The organism is Nostoc sp. (assembly GCF_036917195.1).
In the GTDB taxonomy this organism is placed as follows: Bacteria; Cyanobacteriota; Cyanobacteriia; order Cyanobacteriales; family Nostocaceae; genus Nostoc.
The window spans coordinates 355,773-381,547 of record NZ_JBALDG010000066.1 but is presented as its reverse complement, the minus strand read 5'-3'; the positions used below and the strand labels follow the sequence as shown (position 1 = coordinate 381,547).

Here is a 25,775-nt window from a genome sequence, read left to right as displayed (position 1 = left end):
AACTCCCCGAATTCAATAAACGACTCCCCGAATTCAATAAACAACTCCCCGAATTCAATAAACGACTCCCCGAATTCAATAAACAACTCCCCGAATTCAATAAACGACTCCCCGAATTCAATAAACAACTACCCGAATTCAATAAACGACTCCCCGAATTCAATAAACAACTACCCGAATTCACTAAACGACTACCCGAATTCACTAAACAACTGCCCGAATTCAATAAACGACTGCCCGAATTCAATAAACAGCGGCGATAATGTTGGTTTAGCCGCGTTCAGCACTAGTTCAGTCTTTTTCTCAAATTCTGCTTCTTGTTTTCCTTTACAAAATCAGAAGCTAAATGTTTAACTTACCGTTGTCATTGCTCACTTCCTCGCCAAATATAGCCTCAAGTTGTGGTTAGCAACTCCATAGCCCGGTCATCAGTCGCAGCAGTAGCCGCTGCGGGAAAGACCAATAAATGGAAACTCAAAATTGGTCATCATGCGTAGGCGCAGCCCGCCGCAGGCATCGCTACCCAACTAAGCTTGAGGGAGTTTCCTTAGCAAGGTTTCTGTCCATCAATTCTGTACTCCCGTTCGCCCGCACAGCGCGGAACATTCCAAATCGACACAGCCCTACACCAAACGCCAAACGCATCAGCAAAAACGTCGGTACCTCGCGCACAGACTTGAGGAAACCAGACAGTCCATAACGCAGAAATCCGCTCGGTCGAACCACCCCTTGCCAAAGCGAATCTAACCAAGAAGGAAGCGTTTCTTGCGTCCAGTCTGCCGTAATTACTTCTCCCTCGACTAAGGAAGTCTCTGCCAAAAGCTCAGAGAATCCCTCAATGCTAGAAAAAGCTGGATGAGACCACTGATCTAGGAGTTGTCGCATTACTGGTTTCTCCCAGAAATTTAGTGGCTTTTGGCGGTCATCCCTCTGATTCCAGTCAGCTACAACCAAAACTCCACCTGGCTTTAGCACCCGGATTAATTCTCTAGCAAAAACACCTTTATCTGGCATGTGGGGGCCTGCTTCGATTGACCAGACCACATCAAAACTGGCATCTGGAAACGACAATGCCATCGCATCATCGACCGCAAACTGGGCGTTTACCTCTTGGGGCGTTAACTCCTGGGCACGCTTCACCTGCTGTGGGCTAATTGTAATCCCTGTAACAGCAAACCCATAATCTCGCGCTAAAATCCGGCTGCTGCCCCCAATACCACAGCCAACATCTAAAACGGTAGTACCAGGAGGTAATTTTTCTATTCCACCCCATTTAACCATTTCATGTACAAAGTCAGATTTAGCAGCCAAAAAATCCTTCTGTCGTGGCGGCGAACCGTAATGACCGAGGTGAATGTGTTCCCCCCAATAAAACTCTAAGATGCCGTCAGTAGTCCATTGATCATAGGAATTGGCGACTGTAGCTGAGGATTGATACTTGCGGGCAGTCAGGGAATAAGTCGTAATTCCTACTACCAAAAGCAGAAGAAAACCAATTAGAAAATATAATAAAGTTGACATTGTTTTGAACGCTCCTCTACGCCTACCGTAGATAGATTTTTTGCACGAATCTCGTAGCCATGAATTTTGTAGCAGGAACCCTTGACAAGAAAGCAGAGGGGTAGAAGAGAAAGAAGATTTACTTTTGGAGTCGAGCTAACGGTTTGCTCGTTGTCATCCCAAATCAGACGAATGATGGCGTTCCCGCTCCCAGTCGGCAATGCTTACGGCGAGCGGAGCTAACGCAATATAAATCTTCCCATACATAAACATTGCAATATTTTGCATACCTGGAATAATTTTCCCTGAAAGTAGACGGAGGTTGTGTTTGTCTTGGGGAAGAGTTGTTTGTTTGATAAAGGGATGAACAGCAGTGGGAATCTTCGCAGCTCTGTGAAGATAGAATTTCGGCATGATGATTAACTGAAGTATTAATCTAGTAAATTAGCAATTTCTATGCGTAATTGAGAAACCATTTATTCGATATGGAACAAGACTGTGTAAGTCATCCACGCCATTTCCTGCTTGTTTGCAACAACTTCCATCTGTTAATTAATTCAGGCTTTCGTTTTTGCTGCGACTATTTTCAAGCGATATTCCTACAGAGAGTAACTGTCACCATCGCTGCATCGGTCATACGCAATTTTTATTATTAATTAATCGCCTACCGTCTCATAGAAAGCCGTAACCTGTAGCGTCCTAATATGTGGGGCTATGAGATTGTATTGCCTAGTAGTTGTAAAAATATTCATAAAAATACTTAATCTGTGCCTCGCAGATGTACAAAATTTACAAGTCAACTTCGGCGGGCATTCTGACTCACAAGGCAAACCTTGATTACAGCTGCGGGACAGCGCCGGATTCACACCGGACTTTCCCCGTTTCCTCTAGTAGCTGTTCCCCACTAGAACCGAGATTCCCCTGCATATTAACACAACTGTGATTTGCTTGCATAAAAATCAATGGTCGATCTATACTGGCATTCGTCATTAATCGGAGCAAGTTTCATTCTTTACCAAAGCTTGCTCTAGATTTTTATTGGACAATTCTTCTAGTAATTTTTCAACCCAACAAACTTTTTCGGGTTGCCAGCGTTTTGTGACATAGCGCTGACGGTTCGACTCCGCTCACCGTCAACCCTTCGGCTACACTCAGGGTTGATAATTTTTTTACATTGCCAAACCTAGTTAACAATTCTTTTCCATATTTTGCAATTATTCTTCTACAATTTATCAACACATCTTGTATGCAAGCTCCATCTAGACTCTCTCTTGGCTTCACAACGGATATCCATGTCATTCGTCGTGATGGTTCGACGACACCGCTGGAAATTAATAAAATTCGCACAGTGGTTAATTGGGCTTGTTGCGGACTTTCAACAAATTCCATTGCTTTAGAAGCACATCTGACAACTCGATTGCGTCCCGGCATTACCACGCGAGAAATTCAAGATAATTTAATTCGCTGTGCCTTGGATTTGTGTAGTCCTGAAGAACCTGATTGGCGCTATGTAGCAGGCCGTTTACATATTTGGAGTTTGTGGAAAGATACTAAAGTTAGCCGTGGCTATCAGTACGGGTACTATGCTCGGACTGTACATTTCAAAGTCCTAGAAGAACAATACGATCGCCGCATCTTGACTTACTCTCCTGAAGAGTTAGAAATTGCTAACACTTGGATCAATCCCGATTGGGATGCCGATTATGATTATGCGGGATCGGTATTACTAACGAAGCGATATCTTTTGGCGAATGAGTTGCCCCAGGAAGCATTTTTAACTTGTGCCCTCTTGATTGCCTCCGTGGAAACACCAGATAAACGATTAAGCTGGGCAAAGCAATTTTATGAAGCGATCGCTCGTCGTCAAATATCTTTAGCAACACCCATTCTGGCGAACTTGCGGATTCCCAATGGGTCGCTTGCCAGTTGTTTTATTACGGCAATGGACGACAATTTGGAAAGTATTTTTGGCGGCATTCATGATGCGGCTCGCATTTCCAAAAATGGCGGCGGTGTGGGGGTGAATCTGTCTCGGATTCGAGCAACAGGTAGTTGGGTAATGGGCAAGGCAAATGCATCAGGTGGTGTAGTTCCCTGGATTAAGTTGTTAAATGATACAGCGATCGCAGTTAATCAAGGTGGACGCAGAGCCGGTGCTGTCACTGTGAGTCTAGATGTTTGGCATTTGGACTTACCTGAATTTTTGGAAATGCAAACCGAGAATGGAGACGGGCGACGCAAAGCTTATGACGTGTTCCCCCAATTGGTTGTCAGTGACGAATTTATGCGGCGAGTAGCAGCAGATACAGAATGGACTTTAGTTGATCCTTATGAGGTACGAACTCGTTTAGGCATTGAACTAGCTTCAACTTGGGGTGAAGCATTTGAACGTGCCTATCTTCATATCGAAGCCAGTTTAGATAACTCAATTACACTCTACAAACGGGTGAATGCGCGTCTTTTACTCAAACAGGTGATGCGAACCCAATTAGAAACCGGGATGCCTTATCTGTGGTTCAAAGATACCGCGAACCGAGCCAACCCCAATCAGCATCAGGGCTATATTCCTGGTGGAAACCTTTGTCAAGAATCATGGTCAAATGTAAAACCTGGTGAAGAAAGTCATACGTGTAATCTCGTAAGTATTAATCTTGCAAATTTAGAAAATGAGCAGCGAGCAGAGATTTGTCAAATTTCAGTGCGTATACTAGATAACACGATTGAACTGACCTCACCGCCATTTGCTGCTAGTGCCACTCACAACGCCAAATATCGCACAATTGGGGTAGGCTGTATGGGATTAGCCGATTGGTTAGCAAAACGTCATCTCACCTACACCCATCTTCAGGAAATCAGTGATTTATTTGAAGACATTGGTTACTATTGCACCGCAGCATCAATGGAATTAGCGAAGGAACGGGGTGCGTATCCTGCTTTTGGGGGTAGTGAATGGAGCAAGGGACATTTAATCGGAGCAAAGCCTGTGGATTGGTTTAAGCAACACGCTCTTCTTCCAGAACGCTTTTTACAACTGAGTCAGGATATTAAACAACATGGGATTCGCAACTCACATATTACTGCGATCGCACCTAACACTTCTTCATCTTTAGTTCAGGGTTGTACAGCTAGTGTTTTACCTGTTTACAGCAAATTCTTCTATGAAAAGTGGGCCAAGGGTTCAGTACCCATCGCACCGCCTTACATTCGGGATCATTTATGGTTCTATGTCGAGAATAAAACACTTGATCAGAAAAAAGTGGTGAAAGCGATCGCTACAATCCAACAATGGATTGATACAGGAATTTCAATGGAATTGCTATTTAACCTAAATGCTGGAGTCTATTTCCCCGACGAACCAGAGCGCTCTCTTACCGCTGTTGATATTTTTGAAACCCTAATGCTGGCTTGGAAATTGGGTTGTAAAGCAATCTACTATATTCGCACTGTGCAGAAAGATAGTTTCAAAGAATCGAGCGAGCAATGTGTTGCTTGTGCAAACTGAGTAGAGAGTAGGGAGTAGGGAGTAGGGATTAAGAAAGCTTTGCTTTCAAGGATTTTTGTAAACCTCGAAGCATTCGTTGTATTTCGTCAGTTTTAGTTAGGATTTCTTGGAGTTTAGAATTGGTTATGTATTCCAGTTGTTCGGCTATAATGAGTTGGGTTTCAAGTTCCGCCAAAGAACCGAGAGCGATCGCAATAAATCGAAGGAACTCTTGTGTTGAATCTCTAGCATGACCTTCTGCCAAATTTGATGGGATCGATACTGCCGCCCGTTGCATTTGGCTACTCAAACCATATGTTTCAGACTTAGGAAAATCTCGTGTTAATAGATAAACTTGCTTGGTCAAACTTATACCCAACTGCCAAACTTTCAAATCCCGATAACTATTAATTGTCATAGATGCTGAATCAGTGTATATATCTTTTTTAATCTTACTCCCTACTCCCTACTCCCTACTCCCTACTCCCTTTCAACTGAAAAATGTACCAACCAAGACAATCATTAATGCCAATTAATCCCGTTTTCAATCCGAACGGGAGTGATAATACAGCAAACCGTTTAATATGGTTCGGGGAAACTACAAATTTAATGCAACTCAATGATGTTCGCTATTCCTGGGCTGTGTCTCTCTACCGTCAAATGCGAGAGAACTTCTGGGTTCCCGAAAAAATAGACATTACGGCTGACGTAACAGATTACCTCAATCTCACACCTGGAGAACGACGTGCATTTGATGGCATTCTCAGTTATCTGACTTTTCTCGATTCGGTGCAAACCTGTAATGTGCCTCATATCAAAAACAGTATTACCGCACCAGAAATTGCATTGTGCATGGCGGAACAAATTTCCCAAGAAGCAATGCACAATCAGTCTTATCAATACATTATTGAGACGGTGATCCCCAGCGATCGCCGGACACACGTCTATGATTTTTGGCGGAGCGATCGCATTCTCAAAAAACGATGTGAATTCATCGCTGGACTATACCAAAAGTATGTCGATAACCCGACCCCAGAAAATTATTTCGTATCGCTGTTAGCAGATTATTTGTTGGAAGGATTATACTTCTACAATGGGTTTATATTTTTCTACAATCTGTCATTACGGATGCTGATGTCTGGGAGTGCCGATATCTTTAGAATGATTAACCGAGATGAACTCTCTCATGTGCGGCTATATCAAAAATTGATTCCAGAAGCGATGCAAGTTTTTCCCCACAGCCGCGAACAAATTTATGAAATGTTTGCTTTAGCTGTCGAGCATGAATGCAAGTGGACAGGACATATTGTCGGAGATAATATTCTTGGGATTACAGCCAATAGTACAGAACAGTACACCAAATATTTGGCAAATGCTCGTTTAAAGGCGATCGGTTTAGAACCATTATTTCCAGAAGCTATCTACAAAAAAAGCCCCTATGCTCACTTGGAGCGTTTCTCAGATACCAAAAAAGAAGCCAATACAAAAGCCAACTTCTTTGAGGCAAGTGTAACTAGTTACGTCATGTCATCAAGTATTGAAGGTTGGGATGATTTCTAAGAGGGGTTTATTATTGATTTAGATGTAGAGACGCGATATATCGCGTCTTTTAAAATACATTTTTGCTGCGATCGCTCGTAAATTCATCAAATACAAAAATAAATTAAGGATGTTATACGGAAAAATTCTGTATAATCCGCCTGTAAAGGGTGAATATACGGAAAAATCCGGTATAATACCCAAACAAGTATGTAAAAAAGAAGTTTTCCGTATATTCAGACAGGAGTTCGTTGCAATGCTTGATATCTTAGGATTGAGAAAAAGATTATACGGAAAGTTTTTGTATAATAAGTAGTTAGCCTAACTTGAACCTGTCTATGACTAACCTGCTACCCTCTATATGTAAGGCTCAGGAGTTAAGAAAAATGGAAAAGGCATTTGGGCTAGAAGTTCCTGAAAATTTGGAGGATGCTTGCGAACTTAATCGAACAGCTTTGATCGTTTATGATATGCAAATAGGCATTTTTAGCCAGTTAAATGACGGCTCTAACATAAAAACCCAGGTCATAAAAGTTCTTCAAGCAGCGCGAGAAGTTGGTTTGCGCGTATTCTTTATGCGTCACATGTCATTACCCAAAGAATTGTCGGGTGTCTTTCAACTGAAGACAGCTAAGGCATGGCAAAGAGTAACCTCAGTTGATGATGTAAAGCCTTGGTTTCTTCCTGACTCGCCGGGATTTCAATTAATTCCTGAAGTAACTCCACTTCCTTCCGAAGGAATTTTTGACAAAATCACGATGTCTGCATTTGAGGGAACGCCTCTCGACATTGCCTTACGCGACTGTGGCATTCAAACTGTAATTATAGTAGGTGTAGCAACTGAAATCGGGATTGAGCCGACAATTCGCCATGCTGCCGATCTTGGCTATATCCCAATCATGGTGACTGATGCTTGTGGAGCGGGTAATGAAGAGGCTGGTCAGCGAGCTGTTGCTAGCCTTAAATTTATGGGAGATGCTTTCTTCACAACTGTAGAGGAAATATGCTTAATACTTCAGAAGAAAGCTAAAATCTAAAGCGGTTTCAGGCACAATCACAATGCACAGTCTAACAAACGTGTTGCAGCTGAACTTATCAGCCTGCTTCATTGAGTTGCAAAAGTGCTCCGTGTCCGTTGAACACGATCATTACGGAGGGACATTGCAGGAATCCACGTTTATCGTTCGATCTGGAGAGAGGCTGAGGAAGAAAGACACGGGCGATCGCTATCAATCTCTTGCGTAGAGGAGTGGCCATCGACATTATTGCCCCTTCCACAGGCTTATCGATTGAGGAAGTTCAACAACTTCAGCAGCAACTGAATGAGTCTCCAGGAAATTAGCCCCAACTGTGTGGCATCGCGGCATAACAAATCGGTTGAAGCGCACTGACAAAAAAAGGTTATCGGTGTTGTCGCAAAAGCGATCGGCAACCGCTTAACTTCACCGTTAAATCATCATAAACCTATTTAATCCTGTACGTAGTCTTGTCCTGTCACCAATGCCAACCGATCGCATAAACTCACGTCCCAAGTAAGCCGCATGATCCAATCGGCGGTTGAATAGTTGCAGCGATCGCCCCGCTACAACTGTTCATCAAACGTTAGATTTGCTCAAAATCAAATCGGTATAATCAGTTGTGCAATCTCTCCCATGTATGATGATACTTGCCGATTCCTTGCTGAATACTTTTCAGCCGACTTCGCTAGTTGGCTGTTAGGAGATTATACGGGAACTTCCCGTATAATAAATAGTTAGGCTGCATGGAGATAACATTGTGACTAACCAAGAAACAGTGAAAGAATATATACGCGCATTTAATGCAGGGGATATCGAAGCTCTCCGGAAAGTATTTACTCCAGACGCACTCATACATGGAGCTCTAGGTTGGGGCCAGTTTGATCAGATTGCTCCGATCTGGACTCAGCTTCACAGCTCATTCAACATGAAGTTAGAAGTAGAACATACCGTTGAGAGTGGGCAAGACATTATTGTTAGGTTTACGGAGCGCGGACACTTTGTGAATGATTTTCGTGGTCAGCGACCTACAAATCGAACATCTGAAGTCATAGCAATAGAATGGTTTCAGATGGAAGACGGTTTGATTAAACGCAGATGGGGAGTAAGAGACTCTGCCTCTCACTTTAAGCAGCTCGGCGTAGCAACCTAACAACCGCACTGCACCGGAACGTACAAAGTTTTTCGATTGAGTTGCAATGGCTACCTTTTTCAGGCGCGATGCTTGCGGTGTTCTCGTTGCGATGGCGTACGCGCCCACCGTAGGTGATCGCTAACTCGCCTCACTAGCTGACACAGATTGCGTAGGCGTAGCCCGTCGTAGACATCGCTGGTGTCTTAGTTTTCACCAGCTACAGGTAGACGGATAGTGAATGTACTACCCTTCCCTGGCTCAGATGTCACATCGATTGTACCTTGATGTGCTTCAATAATACAGCGAGATAGATATAGTCCCAAACCACTACCAGAACGCTGGTGTTTACCTTGGCGAAATCGCTCAAATAATATTGCCTGGTCTTGTTTAGAAATTCCCGGCCCCGTATCTTGGATATCAATAGTTACATCTGGTGGAGTGAGATGGCTATGAATATCTACAGAACCTTTGTCTGTAAATTTGATAGCATTACCGATGATATTTGTCAAAACTCGCCGCAGTTCTACGCGATCGCCCATGATAGTGCTTGCATCACCTCTATCAATGTTTACAGCTAATCCTTTTTCTTCAGCTAAGGGAGTTAATTCTTGGGTAACTTCACTAACTAATTCCTGAATATTGCAGGGAGAAATTTTTAAGGTTTTACAGCCCGCCTCATGACGATAAACTTCTAGCAAGGTATTTACCATTTCCAGCAGGTCTTGGTTACTGCCAATCATGGTATCAATTATTTCTTGCAATTGTGGCGAAACTTCGCAAAACCTGCCTTCCAGCAATAATTTTAATACGCGGTTGGAGGCTACCAGCGGTATGCGTAAATCGTGAGTAAAACGCGAGACAAAATCTGTCCGCAGGTTTGCCATCTGATCTCGTTCATCGATACTATGTTTGAGGCGCAAAAGCGATCGCACTCGTGCATGTAATTCATCAGGATCGAATGGTTTACGAATAAAATCATCTGCACCAGCATCAAGTCCTTCAACAACGCTAGACTCATAGTGAGCTGTGAGCAGCAGAATTGGGATAAATGGCAACGCCGGATTCTGTCGGATGCGTCGAGTAAATTCATAGCCATCTACCTCCGGCATCATCACATCTAACAAAATTATGTCTGGTGGTGACTCCTCAACCATAGTCAGAGCAATTTTGCTATCTTCTACCAAGTGAATCTCATAGTCCTTATCTTCTAGGACTGCTTCTAAGACCAGTAAATTGTCAAAAACATCATCGACAACGAGAATTTTATCTTTTTTAACAGTTTTAGTTAAAGACATGGCTAAATAAAAAAAGAAGTGCTTGGCTATCCCTAGCAAATCTAGTAATAGCTTACTTTACCAGCGCTGAGATTATTAAGGATTGACATTTTCCTTTAAAGTTTCCCAAATTAAATATCTGATATTTGTACGTAATTACACTGAATTTTTAGTAAAAAATTTATTTATTAAAGAATATTACTTTTTTACAAGTATCTTATCTGTCCGATTATCCAACCAATATCTCTGCCTGGATGCTAGGGTGAGGTAGTTTAGTCCCTTTTATGTGCATCATCCTAGCCACTGCAAGGGCAACTATTTAGTAGTCACCCACTCTTGTTTGCTAGCTAAGGGATTTTCAGAAAGGAGTTGTTTACCATGAAACATTTATCCTCAAGTAAATGTATAAAAATATTTTTTGATCGAATTATATTGTCATATCGAAACTCTTGCTTTAGAAAAACTTCCGAGATAAGGTTATTTATGTCTAATGGTAGATGAACTTAGGGTAATAATACCAAACGCATTGCTTTTTGTATAAAATCCCGAATAGAAGAACGAGATTATTTTAATCTGTACTTTAGATAGATAACAGTAAAATTAAGCAACTATGAGTGAAATCAAGATCCTCGTGATTGAAGATCACAACCTTACGAGAATCGGCTTACGGGCTGCTTTGCAAACCGATCCAGAGTTAAACATTGTTGGTGAAGCAGCCAATGCAGCAGAGGGCATCAACCTTCTGAAAACTCTCAAGCCCGATGTTGCTACTATTGATATTGGCTTGCCTGACATGGATGGAATTGAGCTAACACGTACATTTAGGCAATATCAAGCCGAGAATGAAGATTATACAACAAATCTGCTAATTTTAACGATGCAGAATAGCGAACAGGCAGTTTTAGCAGCATTTGCAGCAGGTGCAGATTCTTATTGCATGAAGGATATCGAAACTGAGAAACTAGTAGAGGCTGTACGAACGACCTATGCAGGTAGTTCATGGATCGATCCTGCGATCGCAGACCTTGTACTACAACAAATACGTCAAGATTTCCCCGATGGTAGCAGAGGAGCAGCTGGAAAAAGAGTTTTGATTGAAGGTATTGACCCAGATGTTGAGAAAAATATAGTTACCTATCCTTTAACTCATAGGGAGATGGATGTTTTAGAGTTGATTGTCGCTGGGTGTGACAATGCAGAAATTGCTAAAAGGCTCTATCTAACAGTCGGTACTGTAAAAACTCATGTTCGAGGTATTCTGAATAAACTCTGTGTTGCTGACCGTACACAGGCTGCTGTCCGGGCTTTGCGGGCTGGATTAGTACCGTAAGTAAGTAAATGAACTACTCAGATTGCAATTTCCCCAGTAATTTTTAATTCCTTGAAAGCGGCCACTGAACTATCAACCTCAAAACTGCAACTTTTTCTGAGATGCTGCGCTAACAAAGTGCTTATTCATAATTGTTTTTCGGTCGAAACGGTTACTTAGGAAAAAGATTTATGAAGAAATTGTTACACAGTTTAGTAAAATGACATAATTGACAAACAAATAAGTATTTTTTCTCATATACATGATAGCGGATCAATTTCCCTGGCTTACCGCGATTGTCTTGCTGCCACTTGTAGCTTCCCTGCTCATTCCTGTGCTGCCTGATAAAGATGGCAAGCGCGTGCGGTGGTATGCGCTGGGTGTAGGTATCGCAGACTTCGCCTTGATGTGCTACGCCTTTTGGAAGCATTACGATGCCAATAGTGCTAGTTTTCAACTTGTGGAGAATTATGCCTGGATGCCTCCGTTAGGTTTGAACTGGGCGGTATCAGTCGATGGACTTTCAGTTCCTCTTGTGCTTCTGGCAGGATTTGTCACTACACTCTCAATTTTTTCGGCCTGGCAAGTTAATCACCGACCTCGCCTCTTCTATTTTCTGATGCTAGTGCTGTATTCCGCACAGGTAGGGGTGTTTGTTGCTAAAGACTTGCTGCTATTTTTCATTATGTGGGAAGTAGAGCTGATTCCCGTCTACCTACTAGTCTGCATTTGGGGTGGGCAAAGGCGTCGTTATGCGGCTACGAAATTTTTGTTGTACACCGCAGCGGCTTCTATATTTATTTTGGTGGCAGCTCTGGCAATGGGGCTATACGGCGGCGGTAACATGACATTTGACATAACCGCCCTCGCCAGGAAGGAATATCCTCTTGGTTTACAACTGCTACTTTATGCAGGGTTGTTGATTGCATTTGGTGTCAAGCTTGCTGTTTTTCCGATGCATACTTGGTTACCTGATGCCCACGGCGAAGCATCCTCTCCTGTATCGATGATTTTGGCTGGTGTATTGCTGAAGATGGGCGGATATGGACTAATTCGCCTGAATCTTGAGTTGCTTCCCGATGCACACATTTACTTTGCGCCCGTTTTAGCGATTCTGGGTGTTGTCAACATTATCTATGGTGCATTGAACTCCTTTGCTCAGACCAATATGAAGCGGCGTTTAGCTTATTCGTCGATTTCCCACATGGGATTTGTATTGCTTGGGATTGCGTCTTTCACTGATTTGGGAATCAACGGCGCGATGTTGCAAATGATTTCACATGGTTTGATTGCATCAGTGCTGTTCTTCTTAGCAGGTGTTACTTACGATCGCAGCCATACAATGGTAATGAAAGATATGGGCGGTATTGGTCAAGCCATGCCCAAAGTCTTTGCCCTGTTTACAATCGGAACGATGGCATCCCTAGCACTTCCCGGTATGAGCGGCTTTGCTGGCGAACTCTCGATATTTGTTGGTCTGACAAGCAGTGACGTTTATAGTTCGACTTTCTGCACTGTAACGGTTTTTCTAGCCGCAGTTGGAGTCATCCTCACACCTATTTATCTACTTTCCATGCTGCGAGAGGTATTTTATGGTCAGGGTGCAGCACTTATCTGCAACATTAATAATGCAGGCTCAGAAAATCAAGAAGATGAGGGAACAGTTTGTTTTGGTACAGACTGTCTGGTGCCAGAGGAGGCAGTCTACGATGATGCTAGACCGCGTGAGGTGTTTATCGCTGCCTGTTTTCTGCTGATGATTATTGGTATTGGTTTCTATCCCAAGATGGCAATGCAGATGTACGACGTGAAGACCGTTGCAGTAAATGCTAATCTTCGCCAGTCTTATGCCATAGTCTCACAAACAAATCCCCAGATTTTTGCTAATGGATTCTTGGTTCCGCAAATTTCCGAGGTCGAGATAGCGCCCATTTTGGGGACTTTTTAGATAGTTAGGGGAAAAAAGTGATCGCTTTTAATGTTGAGGCGATCACTTTTACACTAGGATTACGCGATCGCACGAGATGATAAAAGATCAGTTTGGTGGCGTAAATCAACTTAGAAAACTGGTCTTGACAAAATCAGGACTTACGCAAAGGCAACGTACTTTCGTCATTGCGAGCGAAGCGAGGCAATCCCAGTCTTGACGAGCGAGATTGCTTCGCTACACTGCGTTCCGCTCGCAATGACTAATCATCGCTGCGTAAGTACTGAAAATAAAACTTTTACAGAGTATATTTTCAATTAAAAAAAATTGTATTAACATAGGGATTAAAGTAATATTTATAACATTTATTATAACTATGCGAGACGCAGATAAGGATCGTCGCAAAAATCGCCCTGTCAATAATCCTCACACACCTAAAATAGATGCACCTACTTATCATGAGCTTCAAGATAAATGGAAGAATGCTCGTGCTGATGCGATTCGATGGGAACGACTTGCGAAAGAAAATCAGAATGCAGCATCTCAACTGACTCAAGTTCAGCAAGATATCCAGACTTACCAAATTGAGGTTCACGAATTAAAAGAACGTGCAGCACATAATTACCAGATATATCTGAATGAACAAAAAAATTATCAGCAGGCTTTATGCCTTTACAATGGTGAAAAAACTAGAGCAATTGAATTAATTGTCCAATGTAATGAATGGCAACAACGTGCGAAAGAAAATCAGGAAGCTGCATCCCAAATAACTCAACTTCAGCAAAATATCCACACTTATCAAGTTGAGATTAACGAATTAAAAGAACGCATAGCAAACAATTATTTAATTTATCTTGATGAACAAGAAAATTATCAGCAGGCTCTAAATCGTTACAATGAAGCAAAAACGAAAGCAACTGAATTACTTGCCCAACGTGATGAATGGCAACAACGTGCGAAAGAAAATCAGGAAGCTACATCCCAACTAACTCAACTTCAGCAAGATATCCACATTTACCAAGTTGAGGTTAACGATTTAAAAGAACGTGTAGCACACAATTACCAGATATATCTTGATGAGCAAAAAAATTATCAGCAAGCTCTACATCGTTACAATGAAGAAAAAGCAAAAGCAACTGAATTACTTGCCCAATATGAAGAAATGAAGTCTGAACGAGACAACTATTTAACTCTATATAAGGAGGCACAAACACAACTTAAATTTGAGCGACGTTCCAAGGCTGGTATTAAGGGATGGGAAACTCGTCGTAAAGCTGAGAACGAAAGGCTAAAACTGGAAATCGCTGAGATGGTCGTTCTGCTGCGTGAATCCCTCGTAAGTAAGGATGATGCTATAAATAACCTCTACGTTGTAGCAAAACGCATGGATCGTATTCAATCTCTAGTAGATTCGGTGGAAGAAGAAACAACAGGTAATCCTGTCGGTCTGGTACAAAAGTTTAAACGCATCTGGCTTGCTATTAAAGAGATACTTTCGGAATAAACAAGCATTTTTATGAGTAAAAAATCAGCATCGAACATAGGAAATCAAAGTAAAGCTAAGTTAGGGGAGCAAATTCGTAATATTGCCGATAGACTTAAACAAGAAAATGAGGTGCAGATTAAAGCCACCTCCCGTATTTTGGGGGCTGCAGCTCAAATTTCCGAAAATCATGACCGACTCATTAATGAGGTAGTTGATATGGTTCAGGAAGACCTTAATAAGCAATCCCAGACGTATCAAAAGGATATTCATACGGTTGATATTCTAAAGCAAGATTTTAAAACATTACGTGAAGCAAAAGATTACTTTAAGCTGAAAGCGACTAGTTGGGAATCCCTCGCTAAAAAATTAAATGATTCATCTTCTAAAAAACTTGTATCTGAAACTAAAAGTCAGTCGTATCAATTTTTTGAAAGTAACGGTATGGAAAAATTTGAACATGATGGCAAAATTTCTGAAGGTTTGACAGTTCATTTAGAAGAAGATGTTGCAAAAATATTTCCCAATGCTCAAGCAGTAAATGAAGCTTTACGTTTTCTAATTAGAGTGACGAACAAAAGTTCCTAAAAAAGTAAATTTAACAGTCCAATATTTATAATTAACTTTATAGGAAAGTTAGATTCATGCTTCCAAAACTTACTTAATATTAAACTCCGTTAAACGTTGTATAACAGTAAAATTAATTAATTATTATGTAGTTTAAATTACTTTAGATGCTGAGATTTGTAGATTGAGTGGAGCGATCGCACAATTCAACCATTTAAATTCCCATAGTATAATTTTGCCAGAGCCACAACCACTGCAACTAAAGGCTCAGAGGATGGATTAAGGAAGAGTAAATCAAAGTATCCCCAACAGCGATCAAAAACTAGCCTCAAAGTGCTACCAATACATGGGATGCTGGTTGATGATTAGTGAGTTTTGCCAATGTCTGTTGTTTCTGCCATCACTGTTACCGTTCCCGCCACAACTGCTAATTTGGGGCCTGGTTTTGATTGCATCGGTGCAGCTTTAAAGCTGTACAACGAGTTCAAGTTCACTCGCCAAGAAGAGGGTGAGCTAATTATTCATGTCACTGGTACGGAAGCTGAACGAGTTAAAACTGATGAGAGTAATCTCCTTTACCAAGCGTTTGTCAAGTTCTATCAACATATAGAGCAGACACCGCCGATAGTGAAAATAGAGATTAAATTAGGTGTCCCATTGGCGAGGGGTTTGGGTAGTTCGGCGACAGCAATTGTTGGTGGCTTAGTTGCTGCTAATCAACTTGAGGGTGCGCTTATGAGTCAGTCACAGGTGATGGAGTTAGCGATCGCAATGGAAGGACATCCTGATAATGTAGTTCCAGCTTTGTTGGGAAGATGTCGTCTTGCTGCGACCAGTGGCGCAGGTTGGGAAATTTGTGATGTTCCCTGGCATAAAGATGTTGTACCAGTTGTGGCTATTCCTGATTTTGAACTTTCCACTTCAGAGGCGCGGGGCGTTCTCCCAACTGAGGTGAGTCGCGCCGATGCGATTTTCAATATGGCACATCTAGGGTTATTGTTGCGCGGCTTGGAAACTGGTAACGGACAATGGTTAAAGACAGGTTTGCAAGATAAGTTGCATCAACCCTATCGTAAAGCTTTGATTCCTGGTTATGATGCTCTGAACATAGCAGCTGTTAGTGCTGGTGCTTATGGTATGGTGATTAGTGGTGCGGGGCCGACACTGTTAGCTTTGGCGGATAAGTTACACTCAGAGGCTGTGGAGGCGGCGATGTTAGCTGCTTGGCAACAAGAAGGAATTACAGCCGAGGTGCGATCGCTTTCTCTCGATACCCAAGGCGCAAAAAGCTTTTAAGAAATCAGATGACTATTTTACTCAGCACTTAAAACTCGATTTATGGAGCAAACTCAGGCTGAAATAGCGGCGCTTGACTCTCAAATTCAGATTCTCCTAGAAGAACGCGCTGCACTCACTATTAATAATGTAATCTCTGCCGAGAATGATTCACCCCAGGCAATGGTTGAAGCGTACCGCCGTCAAGCCAGGGAAAATGCCCAATTATCAGTTGAACTCCAGGGCATAGATGCAGCGATCGCAGCCCTAGAAGTCCAGATAAAGCAAAAACAAGGTAAGTTAGTGCGTTGGCAAGTTGAATCAAAACAACTTACCCAAGAGCAGCAGCTACAGGAAGCTAAAGAAGTCGCTCAGGTTCATGCTCAACGCATTAACCAACTAGCTGGGGAATTGGCGGCAGAAGTCCGTTTTCTGAAGGCTTGTGCCAATGAACTGAGTCCAATGTATTGGCGAATTTATTACAAGCCCTTCATTACTGGGTTCAAGACAATCTCTGTTCCCTATGTCCGATCAGATGGGGAAGTGTGGACAATTGTCAACCGGATTGTTTAATACCAGCCTTACTAAACTAGAAAGACTTTACTAACATTGACTTTTTCAATAACTATTTGATATGACAAGACAGTTGCTAAAATCGTCCATATCAAGAGGCTTGAACCTATGACGCAAGATTTTGCACTTTTAAAGCCGATATACAATGTTTTCGACCCATTTCGACCCTTACCTGCTGACGATCCCAAATATGTAGATTGTCAGGCTGTGCGAGGAGATGGTTTGTAATTGAATTGCGTTCTGAGAGCGATCGCTTGCAACTTTTGCAAGACAAGATGCAAGAGTATATTGATAATGGCACGCAACTTGGTTGGTTAATTGATAGAAAACAACGCCGAGTTTTTATTTATCGTCCTAATAATACGGTTGAGGAATTAGATAATCCTAAAACCCTTTACGGTGAACCTTTACTACCTGGTTTTGTTTTGGAGTTAAGTCAGGTTTGGTAGCTTACATCTTGTACCAGACAATTAATATTCGTGCTAGAAATATTTCACATTTACGGACAAAATTAAATATATGAACACAACACCCTTTAAAAGAGAAACAGATGAAATACTCAAGTGGTTGAATCGTAACCGCCAGATGTTATTAGATTTCTATAAAAATCAATATATCGCTTACAATGCAAATGGAATAATTGCTCATAGCGAAAACTTACGCGAAGTTTTAGCATTAGCTAATGCTACAAAACAGCCTTTTTTAATTTACCTTGTTCCCCGTTACACTGCTTATTTTTATTTTACCAATTCGCTTTCGCACTGTAGTTAAACTTTCACTGGGTTCTACCGTTCCTCTCATGCTCCGGCATTAATTGCCTCTTACTAGCAGTAAGTATAGTCAAACAAAGGTAAACAGTTAAAAGTTGGTATAAGTATCCAATAAACGATGTTGTAAGTAAATAATTTATGTCAGAAAAAAAAGAATGGGAAAGGTATGAAGATGTTGCCAGGTAACTTATTGATGATATTAAATTTCATTTAGGTTTATCTTTAGTCAACGAGGATAAAAGGAAATTCAAAAAGAATGATGGTGGCGAGTGCGAGGTAGATATTAGTGCTTATGACATGAGTGATGAGAAACTTGTCTTAGTTGAATGCAGGAAAAAGAAAGAGTCTTTATCTCAAGAGGAAGTACACGGATTTGCTTACAGAATTCAGCAGACTAATGCAAAACGTGGAATAATTGTAACGACAATAGGTCTTCAACAAGGAGCGCGAATAGCAGCGGATGGAGCAAAGATAACACTCATAAGGTTAGATGGTAATTCTACTAAAGAAGAGTATATTGCCAAAATCACACAGCAAATATTTGTTAAAGTGACTGATACATTTAACGGAATTAGTTGTGGTGGAGGAATTTCTACAGTTACTAATCATCTTCCTATTATGGAGCAAGCACTAAAAAGGCTTCAGCAACAGACAAACAGAACACAGTTTTCAAATATTGAGTTAGAAGAAGAAATGGGAAATATCCAAAAGGAATTATAAAGCTTTTCAAAATAGGATATTCAAAATTAGCTAAATGAAAAAAATAGGGACTGAGAAATAAATCTCAGTCCCGATAAAAAAGCGGGCTAACCGCTATTTATATGGTTAACCCGTGCAGCTTTGGGAACGCGCAGAGAAATTGTTATTGCAATACCAACTTCACATTGGCGTTTTGCAGACCGCGTTGTTTTACTTCAGCCAAAGTTTTGTTAACGGCATACTTTTGGTTGATGGAGTTGATCAACTCGGTTTGGTTGTGCTTCTTAGCAACTCCCCACAGGTCAGCGATTAGGTCAAAGGAACCATCGCTGTTGCGAGACCAGCCGAGGTCATATTCGCCATCCAACATAGCAACGATGTCGGAACGGACACGCTGACCGTTATAACCACGGACATCAGCTTCAGTCTTTACGCTGATACCGAGGTCGCGCAAGGAAGCCTTGAGGATTTCGGCATCGGTGATTTTGGTACGCAGGGTGCTAAAGTGAGACATTTGGGGTTTCCTCCAATGAGAAGATTGAGAAAAACGACAACGGTTTGTTTTGGGCGAAGCCGCGCTTAACAGGATGCGGCTTTTCTTATAACTGCTAGCATTAAGAGCTAGCCTTTCCCCCTGGGATGGCAGAGGAAAGCTTTTAGAACTCCATTCGCTGATATTCAGCTACGGAGGATGCTGCGGGGCGGGCGCGCTGTCTGGCCCAATCTCTCAGAGCCGTTACTTGTTCTTGCATCGTTCGAGACAGCGGCAATGTTGCCTTCAGTGCAGCAATAATATCTAGTTGGGTGAACTCCCGATCTTGGGCAAAAGCTTCATACATTGCCGCAACGATCGCTTGCTCAATTTCTGCCCCAGAAAAGCCATCAGACATCTTGGCTAGTTGCTCAAGATCAAATCGAGAGATGTCTTCACGGCGCTTGGTCAGATGAATGTTAAAAATCTGCTGCCGTTCTTCCGGTGTTGGCAGATCAACAAAGAAAATCTCATCAAAGCGTCCTTTCCTCAAAAACTCGCCAGGTAAGCGTTCTACTCTGTTGGCAGTTGCCATCACAAACACTGGTGATTTCTTATCTTGCATCCATGTGAGGAAAGAACCAAAGATTCTACTTGAAGTCCCTCCATCAGAATCAGAGGAACCTCCACTACCAGCAAAGGATTTATCCAATTCATCGATAAATAAAATCGCTGGGGAAATAGATTCTGCTGTTTTCAGGGCGTTCCGCAAATTTGCCTCACTTCGTCCCACCATTGAGCCGTCATAGACTCGCCCCATATCCAACCGCAACAGTGGTAAACCCCACAGCCGGGAAGTAGTTTTGGCAATTAATGATTTACCGCAACCGGGAACCCCTAGAATTAACATCCCCTTTGGTTGAGGCAAACCATACTCTCTGGCTCTTTCTGTGAAAGCGTTGGAGCGTTGCTTGAGCCATCTTTTTAACTCTTCTAAGCCACCTACAGCATCAATGGTTTCATCTTCTTCAATATATTCTAAGATCCCATTGCGCCGAATTAGTTGCTTTTTCTCAGATAAAACTATATCTACTTCATCTTCTGTCAAACGCCCTGTAGTTACCTGCGCCTTCCGGTAGACTTTTTCAGCTTCATCTTTAGTTAGACCCAAAGCTGCTCTGAGAAGCTTTTCTCTGGCTTCTGTTGTCAGCCGCCGACCACGATTTTGGTCTACATGCTGAGTCAGTACTTTATTTAACTCTGCCATATCTGGCAGTGTAAAGTCGATAACAACAACTTCTTTTTCCAACTCTATAGGTACTTGTTGCATCGGCGACATCAGAATAATGTTCTTTTGCGTACCTTTGAAGCTAGCGATCGCATCACGTAACGATCTGTTTGTTGCAGGCGCATCAATAAAGGGATGTAAATCTTTAAGAATAAATATACTTGGTTCTTTCTGCCGAATTATCCACTCAATCGCGGCCTCTGGAGACACGGTATTATGTTGCGTGACATTCCGGGGTTGACCATACTCCACAATCCCGTGTGTTACTGTCCAAACAAATACCCGGCGCTGAGGCTTTAACAACTGAGCGATTGTGGAAACTGCTTGCTCGGCCCGCTCTTCCTCGGAGGTCACAAGGTAGATTAAAGGGTATTGAGCTTGAATTAGGATATTGAGCTCTTCTTTCATACATCGACCTACTTGAGACCTTATAGAGACAGTAGAGACATTGCTTCTGGTAAAGACAACTGAATCATGAATAAATAATTCATAATTCCTATCTATTTAGCAAGGAACTAACTCTTCCTCACTCTTGGGATGGGTTTCATCTTTATCCATCTCATCAATAGAAAGATGTTCTTGACCAACTACTCCTGGTTGATTGCCCAAAGTTATCAGTTCCCCATCACGTAAGACTAGTGAGCTATCACAAGTTGGACATGAATAAACTCTATGAGTCCGCCCATTAGAAGAATTTTCTACCTCGTCAACCAATTCTGAATTAGACAGGTAAAAAACGAGGGCACGTTCGGCCAGTTCTGACATTGGTTCTGAATCAACTGCTGAACGAATCTTCAACTTTTTGTGCAACTCTGGCGATAAATACAAAGTGACCTTTTGCTTAGTTTGCGTTTGCATATAACTCTTTAACGGTCTTACCCGGGTATGTATATCAAGTTATCGGTTTCTTGATTGGTTGTCAAGACAGTAAAACGTTTTAACGGCAGTTTCGTTACATTTATTTATATTTTGGATTTAGATGCTGTTTTAATTAATACAGCAGGCGTGTAAATCCATCTACCATCTCAATTAAGAAGACTTGCAGCTAAACAAGGGCAAAATCCCCTTGTTAAAGGTAGGCAAACTGACGCCACAGTGTACTAATGACATCGTTACCAAACTGAGTTATTTACATAACAGTTATCTGGCTGGGGTTAACTAGATTTAATCAAGCAGCAGTATAGTATGGTGGCTCTAACTTGCCCCTGGTATTTCCATAAAATCAATAATTTTGGCAAAATGCGTAATATAAATGACTACTGCTAATAAAACCTGTAGTTTGGGGCGAAGAATTTATCGGTTTGCCTCCAGCGTTAGCAAAGCCATTGCCCTGTTCATAATCCTGTGGGGTTGCACTGCAAACGATTTTAACGCCGGAGCTATCACATGGAAAACTTATAGCAACTCCCGTTATGGCTTTGAATTTCCATATCCAAGTAATTGGACTTCATTAGCAGCCCCAGAAAATGATGATGGAATTGTCTTTATTTCACCCCAGAACAAAACAGTGGAAATTCGGGGGTGGGCAAGTCAGCAGCTACCAAATTCGATTGTTACAGACCAAAATTCTGTGAAAAAGATAAATCCCAACTTTCAGACTGTCCAAGGAGTATCTGGGGTGCTGGTTGTACAAGTTGACAAAGGAGTAGGTTCGATGACACTGACACTAACTCAGAGTCAAGTGAAATACTACTGGCAGGGACGAAGCAAGAGCCAAGAATTTCAAGATTACTATCGTTTGTTTTATTACATTGCCCAGCAGTATCGGATTTCCAAGTCCTGAGTTAGAAGAGACGCGATTAATCGCGTCTGTACAGGAGTTAGGAGAATTCCTCTCATCTTTCCCTCTCCCCCTGCTGCCTAAATTGACATCTTTGCCAGAATGATGATTGAGAGGGGACAGAAACCTGGTAGATTTAGCTATCAGCAAGTAAAAACTGGTGAAGATGAAAGTCCTGGTTATTGGTGGTGATGGATATTGCGGTTGGGCAACTGCTCTTTACCTTTCCAATCGAGGTTATGAAGTTGGAATTTTAGATAGTTTGGTGCGGCGGCATTGGGATAATGAACTGGGTGTCGAAACTCTCACTCCGATCGCACTAATTCAGCAACGCCTCCAGCACTGGCAAGATTTGACTGGCAAATCTATCGACCTGTTCATCGGCGATATTACTAACTACGAATTTCTCAACAAAGCATTACATCAATTTCAGCCAAACGCCCTAGTGCATTTTGGAGAACAGCGTTCGGCTCCATTTTCGATGATTGACCGCGAACATGCAGTTCTTACCCAGGTCAATAACGTAGTTGGTACGTTGAACTTGTTGTACGCCATGCGGGAAGATTTCCCAGACTGTCATTTAGTGAAGCTGGGGACAATGGGTGAATACGGTACACCCAACATCGACATAGAAGAAGGGTACATCACTATTGAACACAATGGACGCAAGGATACCCTACCTTATCCCAAGCAGCCTGGTTCAATGTACCATTTAAGCAAAGTCCATGACAGTCATAACATCCACTTTGCTTGCCGGATTTGGGGATTGCGGGCAACGGATTTAAATCAGGGTGTAGTTTATGGCGTCTTAACTGAAGAAACGGGGATGGACGAACTATTGATTAATCGGCTTGATTACGATGGCGTGTTTGGTACTGCACTGAACCGCTTCTGCATTCAAGCAGCTATTGGACACCCCTTAACGGTTTACGGTAAAGGCGGGCAAACTCGCGGATTTTTGGATATTCGGGATACAGTAAGATGTGTGGAATTAGCGATCGCTAACCCTGCACAACCTGGTGAATTCCGCGTATTTAACCAATTTACCGAACAATTCAGTGTCAGCGACTTGGCATTGATGGTAAAAAAAGCTGGTAACGCTATGGGATTGAATGTAGAAATCAATCACTTAAATAATCCCAGAGTCGAGAAAGAAGAACATTACTTTAACGCTAAAAACACTAAATTGCTCGATTTAGGTTTAGAGCCTCACTTGCTTTCTGATTCTCTACTCGATTCTCTGTTAAACTTTGCCATCAAGTATCAGAAACGAGTTGATCACAAACAAATTCTGCCCAAAGTCTCTTGGCACAGAAATTAAGGTAAATTCTGCGTGCGGCTGATAACAGAACCTTATTTAACTCAACTCAGTAATTGGCCGAAAAATGGTCGTCATATCTTAGCACAATATGACGACCATTCAATTGTTGTTTATCAGGCGTATCGTCCAGCTATTGGTGATTTCGCCGCCACCTACAGTTATTTTGGTGGTGAGTTCAGTTTTGACCGCATGAGTTGGATCAAACCTAACTTCCTCTGGATGATGTATCGTTCTGGATGGGGTACACAAAATGGGCAAGAGGTAGTGTTAGCTATTTGGATTAAGCGTTCGGCTTTTGATGAAATTTTAGCGGCGGCTGTTCATTCCAGCTACGTTCCAGAACTTTATCCTAATAAAAGTGCATGGCAATAGAGCATTGAAGCAATCACAAGTCCGTCTACAATCGGACACCCATCGGGGACAAAATTAGAAAGATGCGCTATTGAGTTAGGGTTACGTGGTCAAGTGCTAGCTACTTACGCCAAAGATTGGATTGTGAACATCGAGGACATCTCAAACTTTGTACAAAAACAGCGGCAAAACATTAAATCTGACTGTGCAGAATTGATTACACCACGGGAGACAGTTTACTCTGTGTTTGATCCCGAAACGCAAGTAAACCTGGGATTATCTGCCTGTACTAAATAGTTTTTTATGAAAATTGCTCTATTTACCGAAACCTTTTTGCCCAAGGTTGACGGCATTGTAACGCGCTTGTGCCATACCGTTGACCATTTACAGCGCAGTGGTAATCAAGTGCTGGTGATTGCCCCTGATGGAGGGATCACTGAACACAAAGGCGCTAAAGTTTACGGCGTTACTGGCTTTCCTCTGCCATTGTATCCAGAGTTGAAAATGGCACTTCCCCGCCCAGCCATTGGTTACACCTTAGAAGAGTTTAAGCCAGATGTTATTCATGTCGTAAATCCAGCAGTTTTGGGTTTATCTGGGATATTTTATAGTAAAATCCTCAAAATACCCTTAGTAGCGTCTTATCATACGCATTTACCCCAATATCTCCAGCATTACGGCTTGGGGATGCTAGAAGGTTTTCTTTGGGAACTGCTCAAAGGTGCTCATAATCAAGCAGCTTTGAATCTGTGTACCTCAACAGCAATGATGGAGGAACTGACAGCACACGGTATTGAACGGGTAGATTTGTGGCAGCGTGGGGTGGATACAGAATTATTTCACCCCAATTTGGCTAGTGTAGAGATGCGATCGCGTCTATCACAAAATCATCCAGAAAGTCCATTGCTACTTTATGTTGGGCGGCTTTCCGCTGAAAAAGAAATTGAGCGCATCAAACCAATTTTAGAAGCCATTCCCGAAGCGCAGTTGGCATTGGTTGGGGATGGCCCCCACCGTCAAGCATTGCAAAAACACTTTGCTGGCACAAACACTTATTTTGTTGGGTATCTCATGGGGCAAGAGTTGGGTTCTGCCTTTGCTAGCGCTGATGCCTTTATTTTTCCCTCCCGGACAGAAACATTAGGCTTAGTACTACTAGAAGCGATGGCTGCTGGCTGTCCGGTGGTAGCAGCCCGTTCGGGGGGAATTCCTGATATTGTGACAGATGGGGTAAATGGATATCTTTTCGAGCCAACAGCAGATGTTCAAGGAGCCATCGCTGCCACTGTTCGCCTCTTAGAACAAAAACAACAACGAGACATCATGCGTCAAAATGCTCGCCAGGAAGCAGAAACTTGGGGTTGGCCATCTGCTACCAGCCAGCTACAAGATTACTACCAAAAGGTGATATTTTCTGAACAATTGACAAAATAAGGGAGTGGGGAAGCAGGGGCACAGCAGTGGGGAGAATAACCAATGCCCAAAATCTCAAATCTCAAATTCCCATGACCTTTTTTGAATTAAAAATTAAAAATTAAAAATTTTGCTACTACTTACAGAAAATCATGCTTGGAGGGCTGTGCAGTCAGCGTTCATTCTTAACCTGTCAAGAATGATTACACCATAATTGGAGATAGTGTAAATTTGAGTTTGCGCTTGGAAACGGTAACTAAGGAATATGATTGTGATATTCTTTTAAGTGAATTTACTTAGCAGCTTTGCAGCGATCGCATTTGGGTGCGCTAGTTAGATAAAATTCACCTCAAAGGGAAACACCAGGCGGTGAATATCTACGAGTTAATTGGCGATCGCAGCACCCCTCTAGATGCCAGCACTCAATAGTTTCTGTTTAACTATCATATCCGGACGCACTACTTATTTATCGCGCACTTCTCACAAGCGATCGCCTGTTTTGAACCAGGCCAAATGCATCCAACCCAAAGACCGAGCTGTTGATATACACCAAGAATATGCGTATAATTAATTACAAAAACTTTTCCATAGTCCTGAGATGG

Annotated in this window: 22 protein-coding genes, 3 pseudogenes and 1 riboswitch; of the genes and pseudogenes, 18 read left to right on the top strand and 7 right to left on the bottom strand. The window is 42.1% G+C overall.

What is annotated here, in order from left to right; all coding sequences use genetic code 11:
• Window positions 1-519: 519 nt before the first annotated feature.
• Window positions 520-1,521 (bottom strand): methyltransferase domain-containing protein, encoded by a 1,002-nt coding sequence (locus V7K40_RS22095; protein ID WP_334963432.1) that lies wholly within the window; start codon window positions 1,519-1,521, stop codon window positions 520-522.
• 153 nt (window positions 1,522-1,674) lie between these two features.
• Window positions 1,675-1,914 (bottom strand): hypothetical protein, encoded by a 240-nt coding sequence (locus tag V7K40_RS22090; protein ID WP_334963430.1) that lies wholly within the window; start codon window positions 1,912-1,914, stop codon window positions 1,675-1,677.
• Between the two features lie 372 nt (window positions 1,915-2,286).
• Window positions 2,287-2,430, bottom strand: a riboswitch (cobalamin riboswitch).
• Window positions 2,431-2,746: 316 nt separating this feature from the next.
• Here V7K40_RS22090 and V7K40_RS22085 point away from each other — a divergent pair.
• Window positions 2,747-5,002 (top strand): ribonucleoside-diphosphate reductase subunit alpha, encoded by a 2,256-nt coding sequence (locus V7K40_RS22085; RefSeq protein ID WP_334963428.1) that lies wholly within the window; start codon window positions 2,747-2,749, stop codon window positions 5,000-5,002.
• A 28-nt stretch (window positions 5,003-5,030) separates the two neighbouring features.
• Here V7K40_RS22085 and V7K40_RS22080 read toward each other — a convergent pair whose 3' ends face one another.
• Complete coding sequence (locus V7K40_RS22080) at window positions 5,031-5,399, bottom strand: four helix bundle protein (protein WP_334963426.1); 369 nt, start codon at window positions 5,397-5,399, stop codon at window positions 5,031-5,033.
• A 107-nt stretch (window positions 5,400-5,506) separates the two neighbouring features.
• Between V7K40_RS22080 and V7K40_RS22075 the strand changes: the two genes are divergently transcribed.
• The 3 genes from V7K40_RS22075 (at window position 5,507) to V7K40_RS22065 (ending at window position 8,689) form a co-directional block, all read left to right on the top strand.
• A complete protein-coding gene (locus V7K40_RS22075) occupies window positions 5,507-6,541 on the top strand; it encodes a ribonucleotide-diphosphate reductase subunit beta (protein ID WP_334963422.1) in 1,035 nt (344 codons plus the stop codon).
• A gap of 365 nt (window positions 6,542-6,906) precedes the next feature.
• A complete protein-coding gene (locus V7K40_RS22070) occupies window positions 6,907-7,557 on the top strand; it encodes a cysteine hydrolase (protein ID WP_334963420.1) in 651 nt (216 codons plus the stop codon).
• Window positions 7,558-8,296: 739 nt separating this feature from the next.
• A complete protein-coding gene (locus tag V7K40_RS22065) occupies window positions 8,297-8,689 on the top strand; it encodes an ester cyclase (RefSeq protein ID WP_334963418.1) in 393 nt (130 codons plus the stop codon).
• 185 nt (window positions 8,690-8,874) lie between these two features.
• Here the strand turns inward: V7K40_RS22065 and V7K40_RS22060 are convergent, their stop codons facing one another.
• A complete protein-coding gene (locus V7K40_RS22060) occupies window positions 8,875-9,966 on the bottom strand; it encodes a hybrid sensor histidine kinase/response regulator (RefSeq protein ID WP_334963416.1) in 1,092 nt (363 codons plus the stop codon).
• A 589-nt stretch (window positions 9,967-10,555) separates the two neighbouring features.
• On the opposite strand from V7K40_RS22060, the gene V7K40_RS22055 reads away from it, so the two are divergent.
• The 9 genes and pseudogenes from V7K40_RS22055 to V7K40_RS22015 all read left to right on the top strand — a co-directional run bounded on the left by V7K40_RS22055 (window position 10,556) and on the right by V7K40_RS22015 (window position 18,569).
• A complete protein-coding gene (locus tag V7K40_RS22055) occupies window positions 10,556-11,275 on the top strand; it encodes a response regulator transcription factor (RefSeq protein ID WP_334963414.1) in 720 nt (239 codons plus the stop codon).
• Between the two features lie 241 nt (window positions 11,276-11,516).
• Window positions 11,517-13,202: an NAD(P)H-quinone oxidoreductase subunit 4 gene (locus tag V7K40_RS22050; RefSeq protein WP_334963412.1), complete on the top strand. Its 1,686-nt coding sequence runs from the start codon at window positions 11,517-11,519 to the stop codon at window positions 13,200-13,202.
• A gap of 355 nt (window positions 13,203-13,557) precedes the next feature.
• Window positions 13,558-14,685 (top strand): hypothetical protein, encoded by a 1,128-nt coding sequence (locus tag V7K40_RS22045; RefSeq protein WP_334963411.1) that lies wholly within the window; start codon window positions 13,558-13,560, stop codon window positions 14,683-14,685.
• Between the two features lie 12 nt (window positions 14,686-14,697).
• Window positions 14,698-15,252, top strand: a complete 555-nt coding sequence (locus tag V7K40_RS22040; RefSeq protein WP_334963409.1) for a hypothetical protein — start codon at window positions 14,698-14,700, stop codon at window positions 15,250-15,252.
• Between the two features lie 360 nt (window positions 15,253-15,612).
• A complete protein-coding gene (gene thrB / locus V7K40_RS22035) occupies window positions 15,613-16,527 on the top strand; it encodes a homoserine kinase (RefSeq protein ID WP_334963407.1) in 915 nt (304 codons plus the stop codon).
• A gap of 42 nt (window positions 16,528-16,569) precedes the next feature.
• Window positions 16,570-17,079 (top strand): hypothetical protein, encoded by a 510-nt coding sequence (locus V7K40_RS22030; RefSeq protein ID WP_334963405.1) that lies wholly within the window; start codon window positions 16,570-16,572, stop codon window positions 17,077-17,079.
• Window positions 17,080-17,300: 221 nt separating this feature from the next.
• A pseudogene (locus V7K40_RS22025) lies at window positions 17,301-17,528 on the top strand (Uma2 family endonuclease); the annotation flags it as partial.
• A gap of 70 nt (window positions 17,529-17,598) precedes the next feature.
• Window positions 17,599-17,850 (top strand): DUF5678 domain-containing protein, encoded by a 252-nt coding sequence (locus tag V7K40_RS22020; protein WP_334963403.1) that lies wholly within the window; start codon window positions 17,599-17,601, stop codon window positions 17,848-17,850.
• A 188-nt stretch (window positions 17,851-18,038) separates the two neighbouring features.
• Complete coding sequence (locus V7K40_RS22015; protein WP_334963498.1) at window positions 18,039-18,569, top strand: restriction endonuclease; 531 nt, start codon at window positions 18,039-18,041, stop codon at window positions 18,567-18,569.
• A gap of 142 nt (window positions 18,570-18,711) precedes the next feature.
• Here the strand turns inward: V7K40_RS22015 and V7K40_RS22010 are convergent, their stop codons facing one another.
• From V7K40_RS22010 to V7K40_RS22000, 3 genes are all read right to left on the bottom strand, one after another.
• Window positions 18,712-19,062, bottom strand: a complete 351-nt coding sequence (locus tag V7K40_RS22010) for a DUF1257 domain-containing protein (RefSeq protein WP_012407317.1) — start codon at window positions 19,060-19,062, stop codon at window positions 18,712-18,714.
• 142 nt (window positions 19,063-19,204) lie between these two features.
• The gene (locus tag V7K40_RS22005) at window positions 19,205-20,716 is read right to left on the bottom strand and encodes an AAA family ATPase (protein ID WP_109006933.1); all 1,512 of its coding nucleotides are present in this window, start codon (window positions 20,714-20,716) and stop codon (window positions 19,205-19,207) included.
• Between the two features lie 96 nt (window positions 20,717-20,812).
• On the bottom strand, window positions 20,813-21,166 hold the full coding sequence (locus V7K40_RS22000) for a hypothetical protein (protein WP_334963400.1): 354 nt from the start codon (window positions 21,164-21,166) through the stop codon (window positions 20,813-20,815).
• Window positions 21,167-21,560: 394 nt separating this feature from the next.
• Here V7K40_RS22000 and V7K40_RS21995 point away from each other — a divergent pair, with 394 nt between their 5' ends.
• The 5 genes and pseudogenes from V7K40_RS21995 to V7K40_RS21975 form a co-directional block, all read left to right on the top strand.
• Window positions 21,561-22,091 (top strand): hypothetical protein, encoded by a 531-nt coding sequence (locus V7K40_RS21995; RefSeq protein ID WP_334963398.1) that lies wholly within the window; start codon window positions 21,561-21,563, stop codon window positions 22,089-22,091.
• A 163-nt stretch (window positions 22,092-22,254) separates the two neighbouring features.
• On the top strand, window positions 22,255-23,409 hold the full coding sequence (locus V7K40_RS21990; RefSeq protein WP_334963396.1) for an NAD-dependent epimerase/dehydratase family protein: 1,155 nt from the start codon (window positions 22,255-22,257) through the stop codon (window positions 23,407-23,409).
• Window positions 23,410-23,421: 12 nt separating this feature from the next.
• Window positions 23,422-24,057, top strand: a pseudogene (locus tag V7K40_RS21985) (DUF4291 domain-containing protein).
• Between the two features lie 6 nt (window positions 24,058-24,063).
• Entirely contained in the window at window positions 24,064-25,194 is a 1,131-nt protein-coding gene (locus V7K40_RS21980) for a glycosyltransferase family 1 protein (protein ID WP_334963394.1), read from the top strand.
• 112 nt (window positions 25,195-25,306) lie between these two features.
• Window positions 25,307-25,744 (top strand): annotated as a pseudogene (locus tag V7K40_RS21975) (adenylate/guanylate cyclase domain-containing protein); the annotation flags it as partial.
• Window positions 25,745-25,775: the final 31 nt, after the last annotated feature.